Genomic DNA, 19,734 nt, shown 5'->3' on the forward strand with positions numbered 1-19,734 from the left:
TCTTGAGAGAGACCATCTTGGAAAAGTTACAAGAAATTGAGCAAGCGCATGACTTGAAAATATTGTTCGCTGTTGAATCGGGAAGCCGGGCATGGGGATTTCCATCTAAAGATAGCGATTATGATGTACGTTTTGTTTATGTGAAGAAACCGGAATGGTATTTGTCCATTGATGACAAACGGGATGTTGTGGAAGTACCGATCAATGACCTCTTAGATATAAACGGCTGGGACATTCGAAAAGCACTCAAGCTATTTCGAAAATCGAATCCGCCCTTGCAAGAATGGCTTGTGTCAAACATTGTATATCTCGATACACTTGGCTTTCGAGATGAACTGGTAAGGCTGCAAGCGGAAGTATTTTCGCCAAAGGCTTCCTTGCATCATTACCTCAGTATGGCAAAGGGGAATTTTCGAGACTATCTGCAAGGCGAGCAAGTCAAAATCAAAAAATATTTTTATGTGTTACGCCCGATCCTCGCATGCATCTGGATCGAAAGGTACCATACGAATCCTCCCATTGGATTTGATCAGCTAGTTGCAGAGCTGATAACTGATTCAACGTTAAAAGGTAAAATTTCTGAGCTGCTCCAAAGAAAAATGGCTGGAGATGAGTTGAACTTGGAGCCAAGAATTGAAGAGCTTCACCATTTTATTGAGGAACAAATTGAGCGTCTGACTGCACTGGCTAGCCAATTTACAAATGATCTGGACGACCCAACAGACAAGCTGGATGAGATATTTCGGAAGTATTTACAGAAGGCGTGGATTGTCAGTTAGTCATGATGGGAAATGCTACGAAATATAGGGAGGTGCAAATTTTCATGCAGAATCATATACGAAAACATATACAGCTACCTCACGAAATTCACTTCGATCAGCCAGATAAACCGTATGGCTGCTTCTCCAATTCCTCCAATCATCCAATAGAGTTGGAAGGGGAACGATGGACAACCTTGGAACACTATCTTCAAGCCAAGAATGTTTTTGGGACTACCTCAGAAAAAGAGATCATGTGCAAGGCATTACGAGCAAAAGTAGAGCAGTATCCTGTCATTCGTGAAATTTTGCTTTCGACTGGGGATGCAACCTTAATCGATCGTACGAGTAGCGATCCAAACCTACTAGGAAGAGCATGGATGGAAGTACGTGAAAGCCTAGATGGGTATCAGCCGCATTTCTATTTGCCGCCTTGGATTGTGTTTCCAGAAGAGCATCCATATAGTTTGTTTTGGCGGATGGGATTTGGTGAGGACTATGCAATGCATTATTGGCCATGGCTAGAGGCAATGAGCGTGAATGCCCGGAAAGAGTATGACGCTTATTTTCCGGAACCAGAGGACTGGAAGTTTGAAGATTTAGATGAGGAGGAAGAATGAAGCTACTGTTCATTTGCAGCAGAAATAAATGGAGGAGCTTGACGGCAGAAAAGATTTTTCACGGGATCAATGACTATGAAGTAAGATCAGCAGGTACTGAAACTGGAGCGTATCAAAGTAACAAGTAGAGTGTTTACGCATATATAGAGATTTCGGATTAAGCTGTTATTGGACATGGTCGATGTATACCGGATTATTTTGTATAATGGGGATGAAACGGCTCGATCGCACTATCCATACTTATCGTAAAGCGAGGATTTTCACCATGAAGAAAAAACTTGTATTGGTTCTAGATGTTGAAATTGCAGACAAAGCTGATATGCAGCAACTGGCCGATTCTATGTCCACAGCAATTCAATCGGTGGAAGGGATTGCCTTGCAAGACCTGGTTATGTTTGATAACGATGAAAACAATGCTGACAAGCTAATTGCGAACATAAAAAAAGAAATGTCCTAAAAAGGAGAGCAGTCCTGTGTTTTTCGTTTATGTTCTGGCTTATCTGATCGTTGCTCTCCTTTATGGATTTTGGACGATGAAAAGTCAACGGCTCTGGGTTCGACTAACAGGAAATTTCATCGTTCATCTATTTATTGCTGCTGCAGTGAGTCTCGGTTACTTTTTTGCGTAAAAAGTGGCTATGACTTGTAAGGGGAGATGAGTGTATGGATTATCAAAAATTAAGTAAAGAACTGTCCTATGCGCTTCGTCATGCACCCCATGAATATGAGCTTGAGTTAGACGAACAAGGATGGGTGCCTATCAAGCAATTGCTTTTGTCACTTCATGAACAGCGCAAGTGGCAAGCAGTTACCGAAGAAGATTTACATACGATGATTGCATTATCGGAAAAAAAGCGCCATGAGGTCAATCAAGGCAAAATTCGCGCTCTCTATGGACATTCAGTGCCGCAAAAGATTCACAAGGAAGAAAAAGAACCGCCTGCGTATCTTTTTCATGGCACGCCGCAAAGATTTCTCGATTCTATTTTGGCTAGCGGGCTTGTGCCAAAAGGAAGACAGTATGTGCATCTGTCGGAAGACGTCCAAACAGCACAGCAGGTTGGGAAAAGACGAGACGATCATCCCGTACTTTTGCGAATCGATGCGAGGCAAGCTTGGCAAGATGGTGTGAAGTTTTACCATGGAAATGAGCTTGTTTGGTTAGCAGATCACGTGCAAAAACAATACATCTCTGTCTATCAGAAATAGCTCGATTGCTTAAGAAGAGACAACATAGCATGGGAAAAGACTCGCATTCGAACGCGGGTCTTTTCTGTACCATTGAAAATCGTAAGGAGGGAAGACGGCATGGAATGGATGCTTGCTTTTCTACTGTTGGCAGGACTTTTTGCAATCTACGACGCAATTCGGAAGCTGAACCAGAACATCGTAAAGCAAGTGGATCAAAACCAACGGATAATTGAACTGCTGAATGAATTGAAGAGAAAGCAGTGAGATTAACGGTGAATGAACTCAACTTCACAGATGTCAAAATAGGGGTCTTGTCTTGTTCGTAGTCGATGAGTGGAAAATGTTGTAAGGCGTAATTGTAATTGCATCCATCTAGCACGGTTTGGTCCCATTCTTAAAGATTTTCATAAAAATACGGCCAAGATATATTAGCGATTATCGTTTTCCCTATCGTATTCAATTGGTTTCAGCAATAATACCTCTTCTAAATCGTTACGGTCCAGTTCACCTTCGTTTTTACACTTTTTCATAAAGATAAAGAATGCCGTCGTCGATCGACCAACTATGTAATGAATGCCTCCAATCGCTTGTTTGCGAGGGTAAGTATTTTTCAAGATCATTTACGATTTTTTCCCAATTTTGATCACTATCATTAATCTCAATGAACTCGCCAAATACCAAGTCAAAAACGAGGTAACCCATTTCATACTCAATGCAATCGATTTTATAGTAAGAGACACTGTACACTTCGTCCCAGTCGATCTGAACAGGTTCAGCATGTTCGTAGTGGATGGAAATTTGCTGGGAATCAACCGTAAAAATCAAATAGAACCAACTCCTTACCTGTATATTTGAAGTATACCTATTGGAGTAAAAGTTTTCCATAATGTATGGGGAGTAGAAGCTGATTGGGGAGAGTGCAGACTTTTATAGTCAACTGTTTAGCAAAATCAGAGAGTATAATTTTTGAAGGTCAATGGATTCCATTTTCGGATGACGATATCGATGATCTTGAGGAGTAGTGTGTTACCAACCTAAGAACGGTGACAGGACCTGACAAATATATTTATGCACATGATTGGCATCACGAATGTTACTTCTATAACCCGCATTTAGAAAATGGCAATGCTAGTAGAAGGATAGGGTTTTACCTGGATGGTGATTATTACTTCTTTTTGTATAAAGATTTTAAGTGGGGATACTTAGGGCATCCCTGGGAACAATCAATAAGCATTTTAGGTGAAGAACTGATTTATCAGTTTGAAACGAATAGACCAACTATTTTTGGGGAGATAGTGCGCAGTAGTAATCGATGAAGTATTTGATGGAATTCAAAGCGTTTAGATATTGATCGATGGCTAGATGATCATAAACCTTGGATTCTTGATGGGCATGTGTATGACTTTAAAACATATGATGTTCATGGCTTAGCAAATATTCAATGAAATTGGCAGTTCATTAGAAAAGGGGGAAGTCGATGAGTACGTTAGAAAAAGCGATTGTAATTGCAACCAATGCACATACTGGACAACTTGATAAAGGTGGAAATCCTTACATACTTCATCCATTAAGGATAATGATGAAGATGCCAAGTAAGGAATCGATGATCGTTGCTGTACTCCATGATGTACTAGAAGACACAGAGGTAACGAAAGAAGATTTATTTCAAGCGGGGTTTTCAACTGAGATTGTTGAGACTGTAATAGCTGTTACCAGAGATGAAGACGAAACTTATATGGAATTTGTCAAAAGAGCAAAACGCAACCCGCTAGCAAGGATTGTGAAACTAGCAGACCTGGAAGATAATTGTGACTTGAGCCGTATTCCAGATCCCAAACCAAAAGACCATGAGCGGTTGTTGCGTTACAAAGAAGCCATTAAAGAATTGATCTCGACATAAACGTACAGGCAAAAGCTCCAATTTACTTGCCCACCCCCTCTATCTTTTCCTACCCTATAACCAGAGGGGGAGAGAACATGTACGCATGCAGTTATTCAGGCACGGTGCTTGGCATTGACGGAATGGTCGTCACTGTAGAAACAGACATAGCAAATGGTTTGCCTCAATTCGATTTGGTCGGACTGGGTGGTTCAGCAGTAAAAGAAGCAAGAGATCGTGTTCGTGCCGCCTTGCGCAACGCAGGCTACGACTATCCAATGCAGCGGATCACCGTCAACCTGGCACCAGCAGACCAGCGCAAGGAAGGCTCAGGCTTTGACCTTGCTATTGCCTTTGGAATTTTACTAGCCTCGAAGCAAATGCTCCCTAGACCAGAAAGAATCCTCATTCTAGGAGAGTTGGCATTAGACGGTTCTCTTCGCCCTGTAACGGGTGTACTCCCCATCCTGCTAGAAGCTAAAAATGCAGGATTTACCCACGTAATTCTCCCCGAACAAAATGCAGCGGAAGCACGGCTCGTCGACATTATCGTATTGCCTGTGAGCAATCTGGAAGAGGCCGTGAACTACTGGAAAGAAGGACTTCTTAGTAAAAACTCAGACTTGATTTATCCCGAATCGGAGACAGGCAAGACAAATGCAAACCAGCTGCCTCCGGACTTTGCCAATGTTTACGGACAGCAATTTGTAAAACGTGGCTTGGAGATCGCAGCAGCTGGATTTCATAATGTGATATTGGTGGGGCCTCCAGGTTCAGGGAAAACACTTTTAGCTACTTGCCTGCCTGGTATCATGCCCAACATGACTATTCATGAATCTTACGAAGTAACGAAAATATACAGTATTGCTGGTCAAATGAAGCGGGAGAGTGGGCTTGTCGAGGAGAGACCTTTTCGTGCCCCGCATCATACGATTACCGCTACTGCACTGATTGGCGGTGGTGCGCAGATCCCACGTCCCGGAGAGTGTAGCTTGTCTCACGGTGGGATCCTCTTCCTGGATGAGATGCCCGAGTTTTCTCGGCATGTATTAGAGGTACTGCGTCAGCCGCTGGAATCAGGGGTTGTCACAATTGGACGATCTAAGCAGGTTTTTACTTTTCCTGCTCGGTTTCTGTTAATTGGTTCGTGCAATCCTTGTCCGTGCGGATTCTTCGGTACCAGAGAGAAGCAAACCTGCTCGTGCTCTCCCCAACAAATCTACAAATACCGCTCAAAGCTCTCAGGTCCCTTGCTAGACCGCATCGATCTGCACATCGAGGTGCCGAGAGTACCCGTTCAACTTCTTCACAACAGAAAAGCAGAGGAGTCCTCAAAAGACATTCAGCAGCGAGTAGAACTAGCGAGGGCTATCCAATGCGAAAGATACCACTATCGTCCCGGATGTCCTTTTAATAGTGTGATGAATGGTGAAGAACTGCGACAATTCGCTCAGCTGGACAAGGAAGGGCAGGAGATGCTGCAGTTAGCTTTCGAAACTCTCGGTTTAAGTGCCCGAGCTTACGACAGGATAGTCAAAGTAGCAAGAACTATCGCTGATTTAGATGGCGCTTCCAACGTAGAGGTAGCACATGTAGCTGAAGCAATACGTTACCGAGCATTGGATCGTGGATTACTTTTTTGATACTACATAATTATGAATGTTTAACACAATGTTCATCTAGGTGTGGACGCTACAGCTAGAAACTCTTTAATTTACAAAATAGTAAAGAAAATCCTTTCATATTTTCTGGCTTTAGAAATAACTAACCCGTTTCTTTTTAAGAAGATGGGTATTCAATTATTATCTGCTTGAGTAACAATGGCATCTTTGGTCTATTTTCTATAAAAATACATAATAAATTGCAGAAAATAGTATTATCCGTCACGTAGTTTTCGTAATTTGAAATATAATTTTATCTGTTTTGTCGAATCGTGCTAGTTAGTAAATGTCAAATAGAATAACAATATTTAGGGATAGACTGTCAAAAAAAGTTGAAAAATGTCGAAACATTAAACTTTATCAAGATATAAGATTGATAGTAATATATTGAAGCTAAATTGTAAGTAATTGGAGGAGTGTTTATGGGATTATCGCGTAGTGAACGTAATGAAGACAGAAGAGATGCAAGATTAGAACGCCGTCAAGCTTTAGAGGCAAAAGCCCAAGCAGAAGCAAAAAAATCCTCTAGAACCTCTAGTAGCGCTCAACAAAGCAATACAAACCTATCGAAATCATCCGTGCAAAAAACTAGTGTAGAGAGAGTTGACATTAGTGAAGCGGCAAGAAATTTAGCAGCTACGGTGCCTAAACAAGCCCAAACATCAAATGACAAAGGAGTAATGCACGGTCCACCGATTCCACCGAAAACTAGTAGTACCAAAACATCAAATAACACGGGAGCAATGCATGGTCCACCAAATCCAACGAAGACTAATAGTACCCAGCAAAGTAATACCAGCGCATCAAAGACTTCCGTACAAAAAACTAGTGTAGATAGAGTTGACATTAGTGAAGTGGCAAGAAATTTAGCAGCTACGGTGCCTAAACAAGCTCAAACATCAAATAACAAAGGAGTAATGCATGGTCCACCGATTCCACCCAAAACAGAAAAGACATGGGGTGAGGCAAGTAGTGAAGCCTCAGTTAGTGCGTCGCTTTCAACAGCTACAAATAATGCAGCCGAAAAAATGCTAAGTAGAATTGTTAGTGATTCAACTCTTCCAGGTACAGCGGGGAAAATCGTTGCAATAGGTACGTCAACTGCAGATGTTTATTACGATGCCGCAGCTAATCTCTCTAAAGGTGATACCAAGTTTGGGAGTAGTAAATCGATTTCGCAATCTGTTACAGAGGCTGTTACAGGGGCTATAATATCTGAACTAGGTTCATCAGCATTGGTGAATGCAATCGCAGTATCACCAGCTTATATGAAACTAACACCACAGAAAGATAAAGATATTGCATTAATCGCTTCATTAGGTACCGGTTATGTAATTTCGGTTGCAGATTCAAAAATTGGAGTATCACCAGGATTAGCCGAGTTTGTTGAGAGAGAGAAAGGCCGAGTTAAAGAGTCAGGTAAAAAAATTAATGAATATATAACTCAAAGTAATAAAAAAACTTATCGTGACTTTACATATAAGGAAAAACAAGCGATTGATAAGTATATGAATAATGTAACGTATCAAAATGATCGTATACTAAAAGCAAAGGTAGATTGGGAAGCCGCTAACCGAATAGGTGATAAAGTTGGAAAGGAAAAAGCAAAAGCAGTTGCTAAAGATGCACGAGAAAAAGGCGGTATGTTAAGTAGAGAGACAAGTATAGATCGTATCAAAGAATTGAATGATAAAATACTAAAAGAAAAAGAAAAATATAGAGAGGCAGAAAAAATCAAAGACAAAGCAAAACGAGAAAAGGCTCAAGACGAAGCGCATGAACGAGCTAACGCATATAGAACCCAAGGTGGTACTTTAAAATAAAAAGAATGGTAATTGACAGCTTTCATTTCAAGTGAAGTTGTTAATATAATTATCATAGTAAACGAATAATGACTTTCTGGAGGATAAAAATGAAAATACCACGTCATCTAAGAATCTGGATTCACTGCTTTTTTGTAGTGAGTTTTCTGTTAGGCTGCTCCCAAACAAACGAAACAGTTGAGGCAACTGAATTCAAAGAATATAGAAATAATAAGTTTTCGATATCTTACCCATTTGATTGGGCGGTTGTTGAAGATTCAAATGACGGTAGTGTTGCGTTTAACTCCCCAAAGGAGAGTGATGAAGACTTTATTTCAGAACATATTATGGTAATGTCGACTACGTTGCCTGATGAAGCTCGGGCGCCCATGGAAACCTATAAAAATGAAATTATTGAGACGATGAAGAAACGGTCTCCTGGGCTTGAAGTTCAAAACACTTCTAATCTAACTGTTAATGGCCTTTCAGCTCTTGAGATCTTATTGAAAGGAAAAAGAGATAATGTAAATATAGCCCTTAGATTGACTGTTGTGGCAAAAGGTAAAACGGGCTATGTAATAGGATTTGCATGCCAGGATGGAGATCTTGACAAATACGCTTCGACAATAGATAAAGTGACAAACTCCTTTAAAATATTGGAATGATTTACGGTTTTATAACAAATAGTAAAATGTCCCTTCTATAAGTAAGGGACATTTTCTTTTTAAAATTCAAACGATTTTATAGAAGTAACAATTATTCAGGCTGAAAATTCGAAATAAAAATTCCCCTTTTGTAAGGGTACTCTAAAAAATCTCTACTTAATATATCTAAGTATCTCTCGATAATGACTCTTGGTTCTTCGGGTAGAATCTTGCGGTCATATTCCCATTCGTATAGAGTGCGCTCACTTATTCGTAATAGCGCAGCAAATTCTCTCTTTGTGTACCCATAGTACAAGCGCGCTTTAATAATATGTTCCCCCAAAGTTGATTCCGGCATTTTCTCAAAACAACCAAGAAAAGCAACTGAGACGCCAAGCACATTGGAAAGGCGCCTTAAGCTAGGAGGGGAGACTTTCAATTTATTAGCTTCTGCTAATCCGATTGTTCTTGTACATAAACCTGTGGCAGCAGCAACATCGATCAGATACATTTGTTTTGCTGTTCGCGCTGCTCTTAAGCGCCCACCAGGACTATCATCTTTCGTATCTATAAAAGGAGAGTATGGTGTTTCCTTTTTTAATGATATTCCAAGGATATTATTTTCAACCTTGTCCCTGTGGATTCCTTCGATACTCGGAAGAAGTAAACCTGTTCAAATTATTCTCAACAAATTTCATTTTTTAGTATGAAGCGTATACTTTCAGCTTTATTCAGACTCACTAGTTTCATCAAACAAAGTCTTATCTTCTGCAGTAAATTCTAACCGTAAATGAATACGGTATAAGATTTCAATTACTTCCGCAAATCCAAGCAAGAATATAGAAGGAATGATAGAATAAAACACACTGGTTAGAAAATGAAGAAAATTATCATTAAGATCGTCGAACCAAATATATAACCCGACGATAAAACCAACTATCGTAATAACAAAAGCCAGAATCCGAATCCAACGAGCGTATTTATTTGTATAACGTTTGAACAATACTCTCAGCTCCTATGTCTCGGATTTTGTGCAAAGTAGATATTTCCAACGTTTTCGTTGAGAAACAGAGTAGCACAGTAGTTAGCACTGGGATCATTACAATGTAGTCCCAAGTAAGTGGCATCTACTTTTTATCTTTTTCGTCATTGTAGGCTTTTTAACAAATGGTTCGCCATGTTCGGCGCTAGCCCAAAACGAATAAAGGTTCCCTGTGCCTCTCGTAAGGGTACTTTGTTTGCACTTCTATCTGAATCTGTGAGTCCATCAATCAACCTGGACAAGGAAATTTTTTTGTATTCATTTGAATTTGCTCACTTCCTAAAACAACTACCTTGCCATAATGAGCATTCCATATGAAAAAAAGATCCACACAATCAGCAATGATCCAAAAACAGCATTTCGCCTATAATCCTTATTGTTGACAATTTTCTTCATAATAAATGTAAAGTTAACAAAGAACAAAATAGCCAGAATAGGGTTAAGATACAATGCAGATAAAACAATGAATCCCATATTATTCACCTCATCCAAATTATACCATATATGTTTGGATGATTATCAATATGCGCGGTTTGAATCAACATGCAGATATGCTCCTACTTTGTTCCCACAACTTTGCTTCGTCAACTATTGTTGCATTGATGTACAGTTTGCTGCATAGTCATGTCTGTAAAGATGTCAACGCTTGTCCAAATGTCAAATAGTCAAGTTTCCAAGGGAAATTATTTAGTCTTCATTTGCACCGGAAATCAACGCAGCATATGCAGACTAACAACTTCACTACCAAGTCCGTAACAGTAAGTACTTTTTAAACCTAATCCTACACAACCGTAACAACATAAAACACAAACGCCCCGCAATCCCCACTATCCCAGGGCCGACAATACTTCAAAGAAATCGACGTCATTCCTCGCCGCAGAGCCTGAAAGGACATGACTTGATGCCCCTCTTGCCCCATACGAGCTGGCGATGATGGAGGAACAAAATGATTCGCATGCGACGATAAAAAGCGAGCATCCACTGGATTAGACAGGTCCCACTGATAGCCGGTTGAGGGATTTGCCACTAGCGTAATCGTGAACAAGTGACCTTCCTGAACTTGCAGTGTATACGTTGAGGTGTTGGCCACTGGCCTTCCTTCCTCCCTTTGAATGAAGTCGGTACCCATTTTCTATACCATATGAAAAGGCTCAATAGTTGCTAACAACGGAACAAACATAAAAATTTCTATTTTCATTTATAGAAAGCGATTCAGAACGGTTTACAAGTTATGGAATTACTTGATACATCTATCATATAGCGAAAATATAACGATAGAAAATAGCCATGATACGTACAATGTTCCTGATTAATTTGAAACAATTAGTATGATCTGGAAAGGAATATGCAAGATGTTGGCGAATAAGTAGGGACAAAGACATATATTGTCGAAATGTCTGCGGATATTTGTAATCTTTATTACCTAGTTATTGTTCTGACTAGAAGTATCCTAAAGAGAGTGGAATCTCTTTTGCTCGCGTGCATGTAGGTACATTTCCCAGCACTTCCATGGCGCAGACTATCTCGCGCATGGAAGAAGCTTTTTCTTTGTGTTCATACTTGCTAGGAAAGGGAAAGGAAAATTGATGGAGAGCATTGCAGAATTATTTAAGAAAAAAGAGTACTACCACGCATTTCAGCCAATATGTCAACTTCCTGAGAAAAGTAGGATAGGGTATGAAGTATTACTTCGCAGTAAAGCGGGGATCCATCCAGAGGCATTGTTTTCTTTGGCGAAGGAAAACAAAATGCTGCCAGAACTCGACGTCCATTCCCTGCATTATGCGCTCTTGACCTTTTTTCACTCGTCGATTGAACACAAAAACGAGCTTTTATTTGTGAATATTTTTCCTTCTACCATAATAGAAGACACATTTCCTGGCTTCATTCAAAAGATCGCTCGTACCTTCCGTCCCTTTTTAACCCAAATCGTTTTGGAGATCAACGAATCGATTATGGAAGGAGAATGCTGGAGCGAACCTATTTTTACCCGACGCATAGCTGAATTGAAAAAGTTGGGGTTCCTAATTGCGTTGGATGATGTCGGAGATGGCGCAAACATATTTAGTAAAATTGAAGATATTTCACCTGATTACATCAAAATTGATCGCTTTTTTTCGCAAGAGCTCTCGAGTTCATTAGAAAAGCAAAAGACCGTAAAATTGTTTGTTGATTTTTGCAAAGATGCACCTCAACTCATTCTCGAAGGAGTTGAAGAAGAAGAGGATTTTGCTTGTGCTTCTTTATTGGGCGTTGCAATCGGCCAGGGATACTTGTTTGGTAAACCAGGCAGTTTGCCGGACGAATAAGAGGGCAATGCAGAATTGGAGGAATTTTTATGGCTAGTGATAACAACGTATATTCTCGGAAAGCAACGCTTTCCTTAAAAATATCCGAGTTTGAAGTCCCTCCGATGCAGGATCTGTTGATCATCGGGCGGAAAGCACCGATTGGTCCCGAGGCTGTAAGGAGAATGGCGGATGCACTTTCCCCAGAGCAGTTTACTTTACTGAAGATGAATCATCCGAAGATTGAGGCAGTCTTGTTAAGAAATACCCTTTTGCAAATGATTGATGAAAAATTATTGATGAAAATCATTCTGGAAGAGGCAGAGCGTATGATTAGCGACTCGATGGTTCTACGATCTGAATTGAAAATAGCATTGTCTGTTCAACGAGAGGTGGATCTATTATGAACATCTCCGACATCATGACGACGACGATTTGTACCATCACCTCTGACAAAAGTGTCTCTTATGCGGCGGAGCGAATGAACGAATCTCATGTTGATTCGTTAGTTGTCATGGATCACGGAGAGGTGCTGGGAATGGTTACGACGAGAGACGTGCTGTCCGCTCATCCTAACCGAATCGTTGCCGATGCCATGAGCAGTCAGCCGTTCTATCTGTCAGCCAATCACAATGTTTGGGAGGCCTATCACGCGCTTCATCAAGAACAAAGTGGTCTGGCTTTGGTCAAGCAAGAGGATCAACTGATCGGATTCATCACAAAAGAAATCGTAGAGATGAAAATAGCAGAATATCGAGACCCATTATCGGGTTTGTATCGCGCTCCTTACATCCAGTTTATTGGGGAAAATTTTTTAAAGGAGCGTAAACCTTTCCATTTGCTTTTTATTGATTTGAACGACTTTGGCCGAATAAATAAGCTGCATGGCCATCCATTTGGGGATGATGTCATCCGCACCTATTCTTCGGTTCTCTCTTCTTTGGCTGAAGAACAGGGGGATTACTTATGTCGTTATGCAGGGGACGAGTTTGTTTTGATCTCTACGATTTCGGATGAACAGATTCAGGAATACATTTCGCTTATTACACGTCCAACAAACGTTCTGGATATCTTTGTATCTGCAGCAGTTGGCCATGTTAACGGGTTCCAAACACCAGACTTCTTCGCTAGGTCTTGGCGGGAATTAATCGCAGAAGCAAGTTTAGGCTCCTCAGCTGCCAAATTATCCAAAACACTTACTTCCACTATGGGATAGGAAAAGTATAGTTTGCTAGCAATGCGCATACACTTTTGGACAGGTTTAGATCTTTCTTCGCAACCGATTATTTTATGGTACGTAATACATATTGTGAGCAGAGATCAATATGAGGAGGCAATGACATGATCGTAACTACTACCAGCATGATCCAAGGAAAAGAAGTGGAGGAGTATTTGGATATCGTCAGCGGAGAGGTAATCATGGGTGCAAACGTAGTCCGGGACTTTCTCGCAGGAATTACGGATATCATCGGAGGCAGAAGTGGCTCGTATGAGAGCAAGCTCTCAGAAGGTCGCGAACTGGCCTTGCGTGAAATGAAAGAAAAAGCAAGGGCGTTAGGTGCAAACGCAGTGATTGGGGTTGATCTCGACTTCGAAACATTGCGAGAAGGTATGATGATGGTTATTGCCACAGGCACAGCTGTCCGTGTAAAGTAAGCCGGTAAACTCCCGGCTTTCTTTTTTTACCGAAAGCGGTCCCTCATACATAACTAGCAAGGAGAAGTGAGCATGCAGGTACAAAAAACTCTTCAGGATTTATCGAATAGAATAAACGCTCTGCCACAAGGAATCGCTGGATTACATGCGGTTTACCATTTTGTCCTAAGTGGGGAAGAGGGGGGCACCTACGAAGTGGTTTTTGCCGATAATCAAGCGGACTACACGATGGGTGTGACAAGGGAAGCGGGCTGCAAGGTGGAGTTGTCTGACAAAGATTTTATAAAGCTTGTAGAGGGTCGCTTGAATCCCACGGTTGCTTTTGTAACGGGCAAGCTGAAAATTAGCGGAGAAATGGGACTTTCGTTTAAATTGCAAACAATCTTACATCACTACCAATCACAAAAATAACGAAAAAACTAGTCAATTCTTAAAAGGTTGCGTTAAAATATGACCAAACAATGACACCTACTCTAACACAAAACGAGGGGAAACATGCGCCATATTTGTTCATTGATTGCGATGGTAAGCCAACTGGAAGAACAATCTGTGCGTTTTGATTTTTATCAGGAAATCAGACGACCCAAGCCAGAACGTCAGTTATTAAAGCAACATGTACAATTACCGCGTCATTATTTCGATTATTTAATTCATTCAGGAGTTTTGGAAGTGCAAACAGATGCCCCTTATCATCCGGGGAAGATCATGCCTGCTTCCATTGGTATGAACATACGCTCGCTCGGTGGGAACGTATTGTTTGACATGTGCTTTGCTCCGCAAACATATAAATTGTGGCAAAACACAGATGCAAGCATAGAAGACCTTTCTCTGCCTGCTGATATATTTGAAGAATATGTCTATCGCTTAGGTGCCATCAGTCGCTTTCGCTATTTAGGCCGAATTGATGATCCTGTAACAGCAACAAAACTTGGTGAGAACGACATGATTGAATTCAAACGCGACTTTCTTTATTCGAAGACGGGAATTATTAAGTCTATTGTGGCGTTTGCGAATTCAAACAACGGAAATTTATTTTTAGGTATAACAGATGAGGGGACAGTATGTGGGATTGATCATGAGATCGAGCAGTACGGAGACCCGGACAAATACATTCTAGCCATTACGCAATACATCCAGGATAAGACTTCGCCGTTTGTGACCCCATTTCCAAAAATTTCGTTGAAAAAAATAGATGGGAAAACAGTGGTAGCTATTTTTGTAGAAGCTTCATCTGATTTGATCTGCGGTTTGGATAAAAACAATGAAAAGTATGTGGTAATTCGTACGAACAATCGCTCCGTTGTCGTAAAAGATCCGCACCAAATTGGTGAAATTTACGTGAAACGAAAGCTAGGCAGTGAGATCAGCCGTCGATTGGGACTTCTGTAGCGTTATCTTACAGGAATACACGAGGAGGGTTACTGCGTGATATCGTCTTTACGTACGTGTCTACTGGTTATGATGGTGAGTAGCTTGTTCGTCACGGGCTGTGCACAGTCAGGCAAGGTTTCTGATGACATGAAAGATCATATCGAGAAAGAGCTTGGTACGGTTGACAAAGTAACGGTGATGTCAACGGATGGACAGGAAGTATTATTGGACTTGCGCTTGTTTTTACAAGAACTGTCCGGTCAGGGACAAGATTTACAAATATCATCCGAGCCTTTAAAGCAAGAAGATGTACGTTTTACGCTCGTCCTTTATCGGACACAGCAGGCTCCACTTGTCGTGACAGTGGGTGAGTCGGCAAGTGAGTTTGGGGGACATACGTATCGTGGAGCGGGTGCCAGCTATTTTTATCAGTGGATAAACAAGTTAACTGGCAAAGGAGTGCTCTCACAAAAAATTCAGAGCGTGCGTTTAGCGGCAGAGGATCTTGGGCAGGCGCGCGTGTTGAACGAATTAGAAGCAGAATACATCAGGAAAGTAATGGAATCGGCAGTTCCAGAAGTGGACAGTCGCAGCAAGCAATATCCACTCTACCCGAACTATCGGATGAGAATGAATTCTGCTGACAAGCCTGTCGAAGTGGCCATTTTAACGCCGACGCTGATTGCGGTTCCTTTTGGGAGAGAAACGTTTTTCTTTCACGTAGAGGGTAGCCTCTTTTCACGGTTAACGGAATGGATGCCACCAAGCAATCGTAAGGATGACAGGATTGACCAGTTATTTAAATCTACACGGATTCGCATCACAGCAATTGGTGAAATGAACGTCCAAGACACAAAGTTGGATGTCACTCAAACGACGATCGAGCAAGGAATTGCCCATCAATCTGTCCGAGTTTTAAAAAATGCAGATCCACTAATTGTTCCACCGAAAGATCCGGGCAAAAAACAATACGAACTTCATTTTTTGGTGAATGATAAAGAACAGAGAATTGAACTATATCCACGTTATTTTAAGTATGAACAAACATGGTACATTCACGATGAACTCGCTGAAAACGTGTGGAAATTGTTTCAATCTCTACGAAAATGAGGAATTTCCTCATGGATTTTCGCATTTCTGGTCACGATAAAAAGAACATATTACTACCACTTTTGCAGTTTTTGTCGTAGAATAGTTACGTTGCACTGATAGTGGAGGTTATGACCGGAAAAAGACAGACGTCTTTGAACCGGTCTAAAAGCCTGCCGATCTTTATCTGCCATAGGAGGATGGAGAATGAACATTCATGAGTATCAAGGTAAAGAGATACTTAAGCAGTACGGTGTAAAAGTTCCTGAAGGACGCGTAGCTTTCACAGTGGAAGAAGCTGTTGAAGCAGCGAAAGAACTGGGCACCCAAGTAAACGTAGTAAAAGCGCAAATTCACGCTGGTGGCCGTGGTAAGGCTGGCGGGGTAAAGGTTGCAAAAAACCTTGATGAAGTTCGTACATATGCCAGCGAAATTCTTGGCAAAGTACTGGTTACTCATCAAACAGGTCCAGAAGGTAAAGAAGTGAAGCGCCTTCTGATCGAGCAAGGCTGCGACATCAAGAAGGAATACTACGTTGGTCTAGTAGTTGACCGTGCTACTGGAAGTGTTGTAATGATGGCTTCCGAAGAGGGCGGTATGGACATCGAGGAAGTAGCAGCAAACACTCCAGAAAAAATCTTTAAAGAAGTAGTTGATCCAGTAACAGGTTTGAATGCCTTCCAAGCTCGTCGCCTGGCTTACGCAATCAACATTCCTAAAGAATTGATTAACAAAGCTGCCAAGTTCATGATGAGCTTGTACCAAGCTTTTGTTGATAAAGATGCTTCTATCGCTGAAATCAACCCATTGGTTGTAACTGGCGACGGTGAAGTAATGGCACTGGATGCGAAACTGAACTTCGACAGCAACGCTCTCTATCGTCACCCTGACATCGTAGCTCTGCGCGATCTGGATGAAGAAGATGAGAAAGAAATCGAAGCTTCCAAGTTCGATCTGTCCTACATCGCACTTGATGGTAACATCGGTTGCATGGTAAACGGTGCAGGTCTTGCGATGGCAACAATGGACATCGTGAAATTCTACGGTGGAGACCCAGCTAACTTCCTTGACGTTGGTGGCGGAGCTACTGAAGAGAAAGTAACGGAAGCGTTTAAAATTATTCTCCGTGACGAAAAAGTAAAAGGTATTTTCGTTAACATCTTCGGCGGCATCATGAAATGTGACGTTATCGCAAACGGCGTAGTGAATGCAGCAAAACAAATCAAATTGGACAAACCTCTCGTTGTACGTCTCGAAGGTACAAACGTAGATTTGGGTAAGAAAATCCTCAATGAGTCCGGTTTGAACATCGTAGCTGCAGAATCTATGGCGGATGGCGCTGAGAAAATCGTATCCTTGGTAAAGTAAGATATTTCGAGTAGATACGTTAAGAAAACATCTATCGAGGCGAACTCAAGTTTGAGCGACCGCGACTCTTCGGAAAGTTTTCATGCGCTCCGGAAATTTATAAGCAAGTGCTTATAAATTCCTACACGTTAAAAAAGGTGGGAAAATTACGCGATGAGTATTCTCGTTAATAAAAATACAAAAGTAATTACGCAAGGGATTACGGGTGCAACTGGTCTGTTCCACACTCGCGGAGCCGTTGAATACGGTACACAAATGGTGGGCGGTGTAACACCTGGTAAAGGTGGAACCGAAGTTGACGGTATTCCAATTTTCAACACAGTAAAAGAAGCAGTTGAAGCAACAGGTGCAACTGCATCCGTTATCTACGTTGCTCCTCCTTTCGCTGCTGACGCGATCATGGAAGCAGTTGACGCTGAACTGGATCTGGTAATCTGCATTACTGAAGGTATCCCAGTTCTGGACATGGTGAAAGTTAAGCGCTACATGGAAGGCAAGAAAACCCTTCTCGTAGGTCCTAACTGCCCTGGCGTAATCACTCCAGGTGAGTGCAAAATCGGTATCATGCCTGGTTACATCCACGTTCCAGGTAAAGTGGGTATCGTATCTCGCTCCGGTACCTTGACTTATGAAGCAGTTCACCAAACTTCTACTCGCGGCCTTGGTCAATCCACAGCTGTAGGTATCGGTGGAGACCCAGTAAAAGGTATGGAGTTCATCGATGTACTGAAAATGTTCAACGAAGATCCAGACACAGAAGCAGTTATCATGCTGGGTGAAATCGGTGGTACTGCGGAAGAAGAAGCAGCAGAGTGGATCGCTGCTAACATGAAAAAACCGGTTGTAGGCTTCATTGGGGGACAAACTGCTCCTGAAGGAAAACGTATGGGCCACGCTGGTGCGATCATCTCTGGCGGTAAAGGTACAGCTGCTGAGAAAATCGCGAAGCTCGAAGAATGCGGTATTCGCGTAGCGAAAACACCTGCAGTAATCGGTGAAACACTTGTTGAATTGCTGAAAGAGCGCGGTATGCTCGAGAAAGTAATGGGCAAGTAAGCAGATAAGAAGGAAGTGGACAGGCTTAGGCTTGTCCACTTTTTTATTTTTGAAGCAACCTCTTTCTTTCGATAGAATAACTTTCAAAAGGTGTCCGCTGTGACAATTGTGATCGGGATGAAGGAGGATTTTGGAGTGGAAAAGGCGAAGCTCGACGAGAGAGACTGGGTGTATGTGTTAACGATGATATCAGGCTTGGGAAGAAAGAAAATTCGAGAAATCTTTGAAATCACAGGTTCTTTTCAGACCGCTATCGAAAATTGGCATGAACTGGCACGTGAGCTCAGATTGACTTCCTTGATCATTGGGCAGGTTGACAAGCAAAGCAATGAAGCTTCAGCTATGGCACTATTGGAAAAGCGTGAAGAAGAGGGAACGCGCTTCTTATGTCCTTTTGACGATGATTATCCCGTTTCGCTCCGAAATATCCCCGATTCTCCATGGGCGTTGTTTTATCGTGGCGATCACACGTTATTGGAAAAATTGTCGATTGGCGTCGTTGGTTCGCGCAAACCGACACCATATGGAAGAGCGAGCTGTAGCTTTTTTGTCCGAGAATTGGTACAAGCTGGTCTTGTCATTGTCTCAGGGGTAGCGTATGGAATTGATGCGGAGGCTCACCAAGCTACCTTGAAAGCAGGCGGTAAGACCATTGGTGTGCTCGGTTGCGGAATGAATCATGTTTATCCTTCTCGACACCGAGAACTTTATCGCGAAATTGAATCTTTTGGCCTACTCCTCAGCGAATATCCTCCTCATATTCCACCTGTTTCTGGATTGTTTCCAGAGCGAAATCGCATCATAAGTGGACTTTCTATCGGTGTTTTAGTGGTAGAAGCAGCAGAAAAAAGCGGGTCCTTGATTACGGCAGACTGTGCACTTGAGCAGGGCAAGGAAGTTTTTGCAATTCCTGGTCCAATTTTTTCATTGATGAGTGCGGGACCGCATAACTTGATCAAACAAGGTGCAAAGCTAGTAACGTGCAGTAACGATATATGGGAGGAAATCAAGCATCATCTTCCAGAAGCTGACCAGATGCAGTGGGTCGAAAAAAGAAATCCAACGGAGGTTATTCCCTTATCTAATGAAGAAAAAGCTATTGTGGAAGCCGTAACCTATGATGGGATTCATCTGGATGAGTTAATGAGCAGTTTAGAAAAAGACCAACGCAGGATGCTACATCAGCTGGTCATTCGTCTGGAAGCAAAAGGGGTCATTGTGGCGCTTCCTGGGGGTTATTTTGCACGGCGATAGCATATCCGCTAGCTTTTTGGCAATACCTAGAGGCACAAGTGTTTGACAAACCGGA

At 41.8% G+C, this 19,734-nt stretch carries 24 protein-coding genes and 2 pseudogenes; 22 read left to right on the forward strand and 4 right to left on the reverse strand.

Going from position 1 to position 19,734, the window contains the following annotated elements; translation table 11 throughout:
- Nucleotides 1–2: 2 nt before the first annotated feature.
- The 7 genes and pseudogenes from C7R91_RS02495 (at nt 3) to C7R91_RS29240 (ending at nt 2,833) form a co-directional block, all read left to right on the forward strand.
- Nucleotides 3–779 (forward strand): nucleotidyltransferase domain-containing protein, encoded by a 777-nt coding sequence (locus C7R91_RS02495; RefSeq protein ID WP_047067970.1) that lies wholly within the window; start codon nt 3–5, stop codon nt 777–779.
- Nucleotides 780–823: 44 nt separating this feature from the next.
- Nucleotides 824–1,378, forward strand: a complete 555-nt coding sequence (locus tag C7R91_RS02500) for an NADAR family protein (protein WP_047067969.1) — start codon at nt 824–826, stop codon at nt 1,376–1,378.
- Nucleotides 1,375–1,488, forward strand: a pseudogene (locus tag C7R91_RS02505) (arsenate reductase/protein-tyrosine-phosphatase family protein); the annotation flags it as partial. The gene C7R91_RS02500 and the pseudogene C7R91_RS02505, both read left to right, overlap by 4 nt.
- A 155-nt stretch (nt 1,489–1,643) precedes the next feature.
- Nucleotides 1,644–1,835: a hypothetical protein gene (locus C7R91_RS02510; RefSeq protein WP_017249355.1), complete on the forward strand. Its 192-nt coding sequence runs from the start codon at nt 1,644–1,646 to the stop codon at nt 1,833–1,835.
- Between the two features lie 16 nt (nt 1,836–1,851).
- Nucleotides 1,852–2,007 carry a hypothetical protein gene (locus C7R91_RS29235; protein WP_162837739.1) on the forward strand — a complete coding sequence of 52 codons (156 nt, stop codon included), beginning with the start codon at nt 1,852–1,854 and terminating at the stop codon, nt 2,005–2,007.
- Nucleotides 2,008–2,041: 34 nt separating this feature from the next.
- The gene (locus tag C7R91_RS02515; protein ID WP_047067967.1) at nt 2,042–2,587 is read left to right on the forward strand and encodes an RNA 2'-phosphotransferase; all 546 of its coding nucleotides are present in this window, start codon (nt 2,042–2,044) and stop codon (nt 2,585–2,587) included.
- A gap of 99 nt (nt 2,588–2,686) precedes the next feature.
- Complete coding sequence (locus C7R91_RS29240; protein ID WP_162837738.1) at nt 2,687–2,833, forward strand: hypothetical protein; 147 nt, start codon at nt 2,687–2,689, stop codon at nt 2,831–2,833.
- A gap of 252 nt (nt 2,834–3,085) precedes the next feature.
- Here C7R91_RS29240 and C7R91_RS02520 read toward each other — a convergent pair whose 3' ends face one another.
- On the reverse strand, nt 3,086–3,394 hold the full coding sequence (locus C7R91_RS02520; RefSeq protein ID WP_047067965.1) for a hypothetical protein: 309 nt from the start codon (nt 3,392–3,394) through the stop codon (nt 3,086–3,088).
- Nucleotides 3,395–3,606: 212 nt separating this feature from the next.
- Between C7R91_RS02520 and C7R91_RS02525 the strand changes: the two are divergent.
- The 5 genes and pseudogenes from C7R91_RS02525 to C7R91_RS02545 all read left to right on the forward strand — a co-directional run.
- A pseudogene (locus tag C7R91_RS02525) lies at nt 3,607–3,885 on the forward strand (DUF2716 domain-containing protein); the annotation flags it as partial.
- Between the two features lie 161 nt (nt 3,886–4,046).
- Complete coding sequence (locus C7R91_RS02530; RefSeq protein ID WP_047067963.1) at nt 4,047–4,469, forward strand: HD domain-containing protein; 423 nt, start codon at nt 4,047–4,049, stop codon at nt 4,467–4,469.
- A 77-nt stretch (nt 4,470–4,546) separates the two neighbouring features.
- Nucleotides 4,547–6,091, forward strand: coding sequence for a YifB family Mg chelatase-like AAA ATPase (locus C7R91_RS02535; protein WP_047067961.1), 1,545 nt, complete (start codon nt 4,547–4,549; stop codon nt 6,089–6,091).
- Between the two features lie 440 nt (nt 6,092–6,531).
- The gene (locus C7R91_RS02540) at nt 6,532–7,932 is read left to right on the forward strand and encodes a hypothetical protein (protein ID WP_047067959.1); all 1,401 of its coding nucleotides are present in this window, start codon (nt 6,532–6,534) and stop codon (nt 7,930–7,932) included.
- Nucleotides 7,933–8,021: 89 nt separating this feature from the next.
- Entirely contained in the window at nt 8,022–8,576 is a 555-nt protein-coding gene (locus C7R91_RS02545; protein WP_047067957.1) for a PsbP-related protein, read from the forward strand.
- 91 nt (nt 8,577–8,667) lie between these two features.
- Here C7R91_RS02545 and C7R91_RS02550 read toward each other — a convergent pair whose 3' ends face one another.
- The 3 genes from C7R91_RS02550 to C7R91_RS02565 form a co-directional block, all read right to left on the reverse strand.
- Nucleotides 8,668–9,066: a helix-turn-helix domain-containing protein gene (locus C7R91_RS02550; RefSeq protein ID WP_236697794.1), complete on the reverse strand. Its 399-nt coding sequence runs from the start codon at nt 9,064–9,066 to the stop codon at nt 8,668–8,670.
- 216 nt (nt 9,067–9,282) lie between these two features.
- Nucleotides 9,283–9,558 (reverse strand): hypothetical protein, encoded by a 276-nt coding sequence (locus tag C7R91_RS02555; RefSeq protein WP_047067955.1) that lies wholly within the window; start codon nt 9,556–9,558, stop codon nt 9,283–9,285.
- A gap of 820 nt (nt 9,559–10,378) precedes the next feature.
- Nucleotides 10,379–10,687: a protease inhibitor I42 family protein gene (locus C7R91_RS02565; protein WP_106786163.1), complete on the reverse strand. Its 309-nt coding sequence runs from the start codon at nt 10,685–10,687 to the stop codon at nt 10,379–10,381.
- 496 nt (nt 10,688–11,183) lie between these two features.
- Between C7R91_RS02565 and C7R91_RS02570 the strand changes: the two genes are divergently transcribed.
- The 10 genes from C7R91_RS02570 to dprA all read left to right on the forward strand — a co-directional run bounded on the left by C7R91_RS02570 (nt 11,184) and on the right by dprA (nt 19,679).
- Nucleotides 11,184–11,906, forward strand: coding sequence for an EAL domain-containing protein (locus C7R91_RS02570; RefSeq protein ID WP_047067949.1), 723 nt, complete (start codon nt 11,184–11,186; stop codon nt 11,904–11,906).
- A gap of 29 nt (nt 11,907–11,935) precedes the next feature.
- A complete protein-coding gene (locus tag C7R91_RS02575) occupies nt 11,936–12,292 on the forward strand; it encodes a hypothetical protein (protein ID WP_017249346.1) in 357 nt (118 codons plus the stop codon).
- On the forward strand, nt 12,289–13,101 hold the full coding sequence (locus C7R91_RS02580; protein WP_047067947.1) for a CBS domain-containing protein: 813 nt from the start codon (nt 12,289–12,291) through the stop codon (nt 13,099–13,101). The genes C7R91_RS02575 and C7R91_RS02580 overlap by 4 nt, the downstream gene beginning before the upstream one ends.
- Before the next feature lie 125 nt (nt 13,102–13,226).
- Nucleotides 13,227–13,541 carry a YbjQ family protein gene (locus C7R91_RS02585; RefSeq protein WP_047067945.1) on the forward strand — a complete coding sequence of 105 codons (315 nt, stop codon included), beginning with the start codon at nt 13,227–13,229 and terminating at the stop codon, nt 13,539–13,541.
- 72 nt (nt 13,542–13,613) lie between these two features.
- Complete coding sequence (locus tag C7R91_RS02590) at nt 13,614–13,952, forward strand: SCP2 sterol-binding domain-containing protein (protein ID WP_047067944.1); 339 nt, start codon at nt 13,614–13,616, stop codon at nt 13,950–13,952.
- A gap of 84 nt (nt 13,953–14,036) precedes the next feature.
- On the forward strand, nt 14,037–14,930 hold the full coding sequence (locus tag C7R91_RS02595; RefSeq protein WP_047067943.1) for an AlbA family DNA-binding domain-containing protein: 894 nt from the start codon (nt 14,037–14,039) through the stop codon (nt 14,928–14,930).
- Nucleotides 14,931–14,966: 36 nt separating this feature from the next.
- Nucleotides 14,967–16,022 carry a hypothetical protein gene (locus tag C7R91_RS02600; RefSeq protein ID WP_047067941.1) on the forward strand — a complete coding sequence of 352 codons (1,056 nt, stop codon included), beginning with the start codon at nt 14,967–14,969 and terminating at the stop codon, nt 16,020–16,022.
- A gap of 186 nt (nt 16,023–16,208) precedes the next feature.
- A complete protein-coding gene (gene sucC, locus C7R91_RS02605) occupies nt 16,209–17,369 on the forward strand; it encodes an ADP-forming succinate--CoA ligase subunit beta (RefSeq protein WP_047067939.1) in 1,161 nt (386 codons plus the stop codon).
- Nucleotides 17,370–17,522: 153 nt separating this feature from the next.
- The gene (gene sucD, locus C7R91_RS02610; RefSeq protein WP_015891769.1) at nt 17,523–18,425 is read left to right on the forward strand and encodes a succinate--CoA ligase subunit alpha; all 903 of its coding nucleotides are present in this window, start codon (nt 17,523–17,525) and stop codon (nt 18,423–18,425) included.
- Nucleotides 18,426–18,560: 135 nt separating this feature from the next.
- A complete protein-coding gene (gene dprA, locus C7R91_RS02615) occupies nt 18,561–19,679 on the forward strand; it encodes a DNA-processing protein DprA (RefSeq protein ID WP_047067936.1) in 1,119 nt (372 codons plus the stop codon).
- Nucleotides 19,680–19,734 lie beyond the last annotated feature (55 nt).

The sequence above is a fragment of the Brevibacillus formosus genome, from assembly GCF_003013405.1.
Lineage (GTDB): Bacteria > Bacillota > Bacilli > Brevibacillales > Brevibacillaceae > Brevibacillus > Brevibacillus formosus.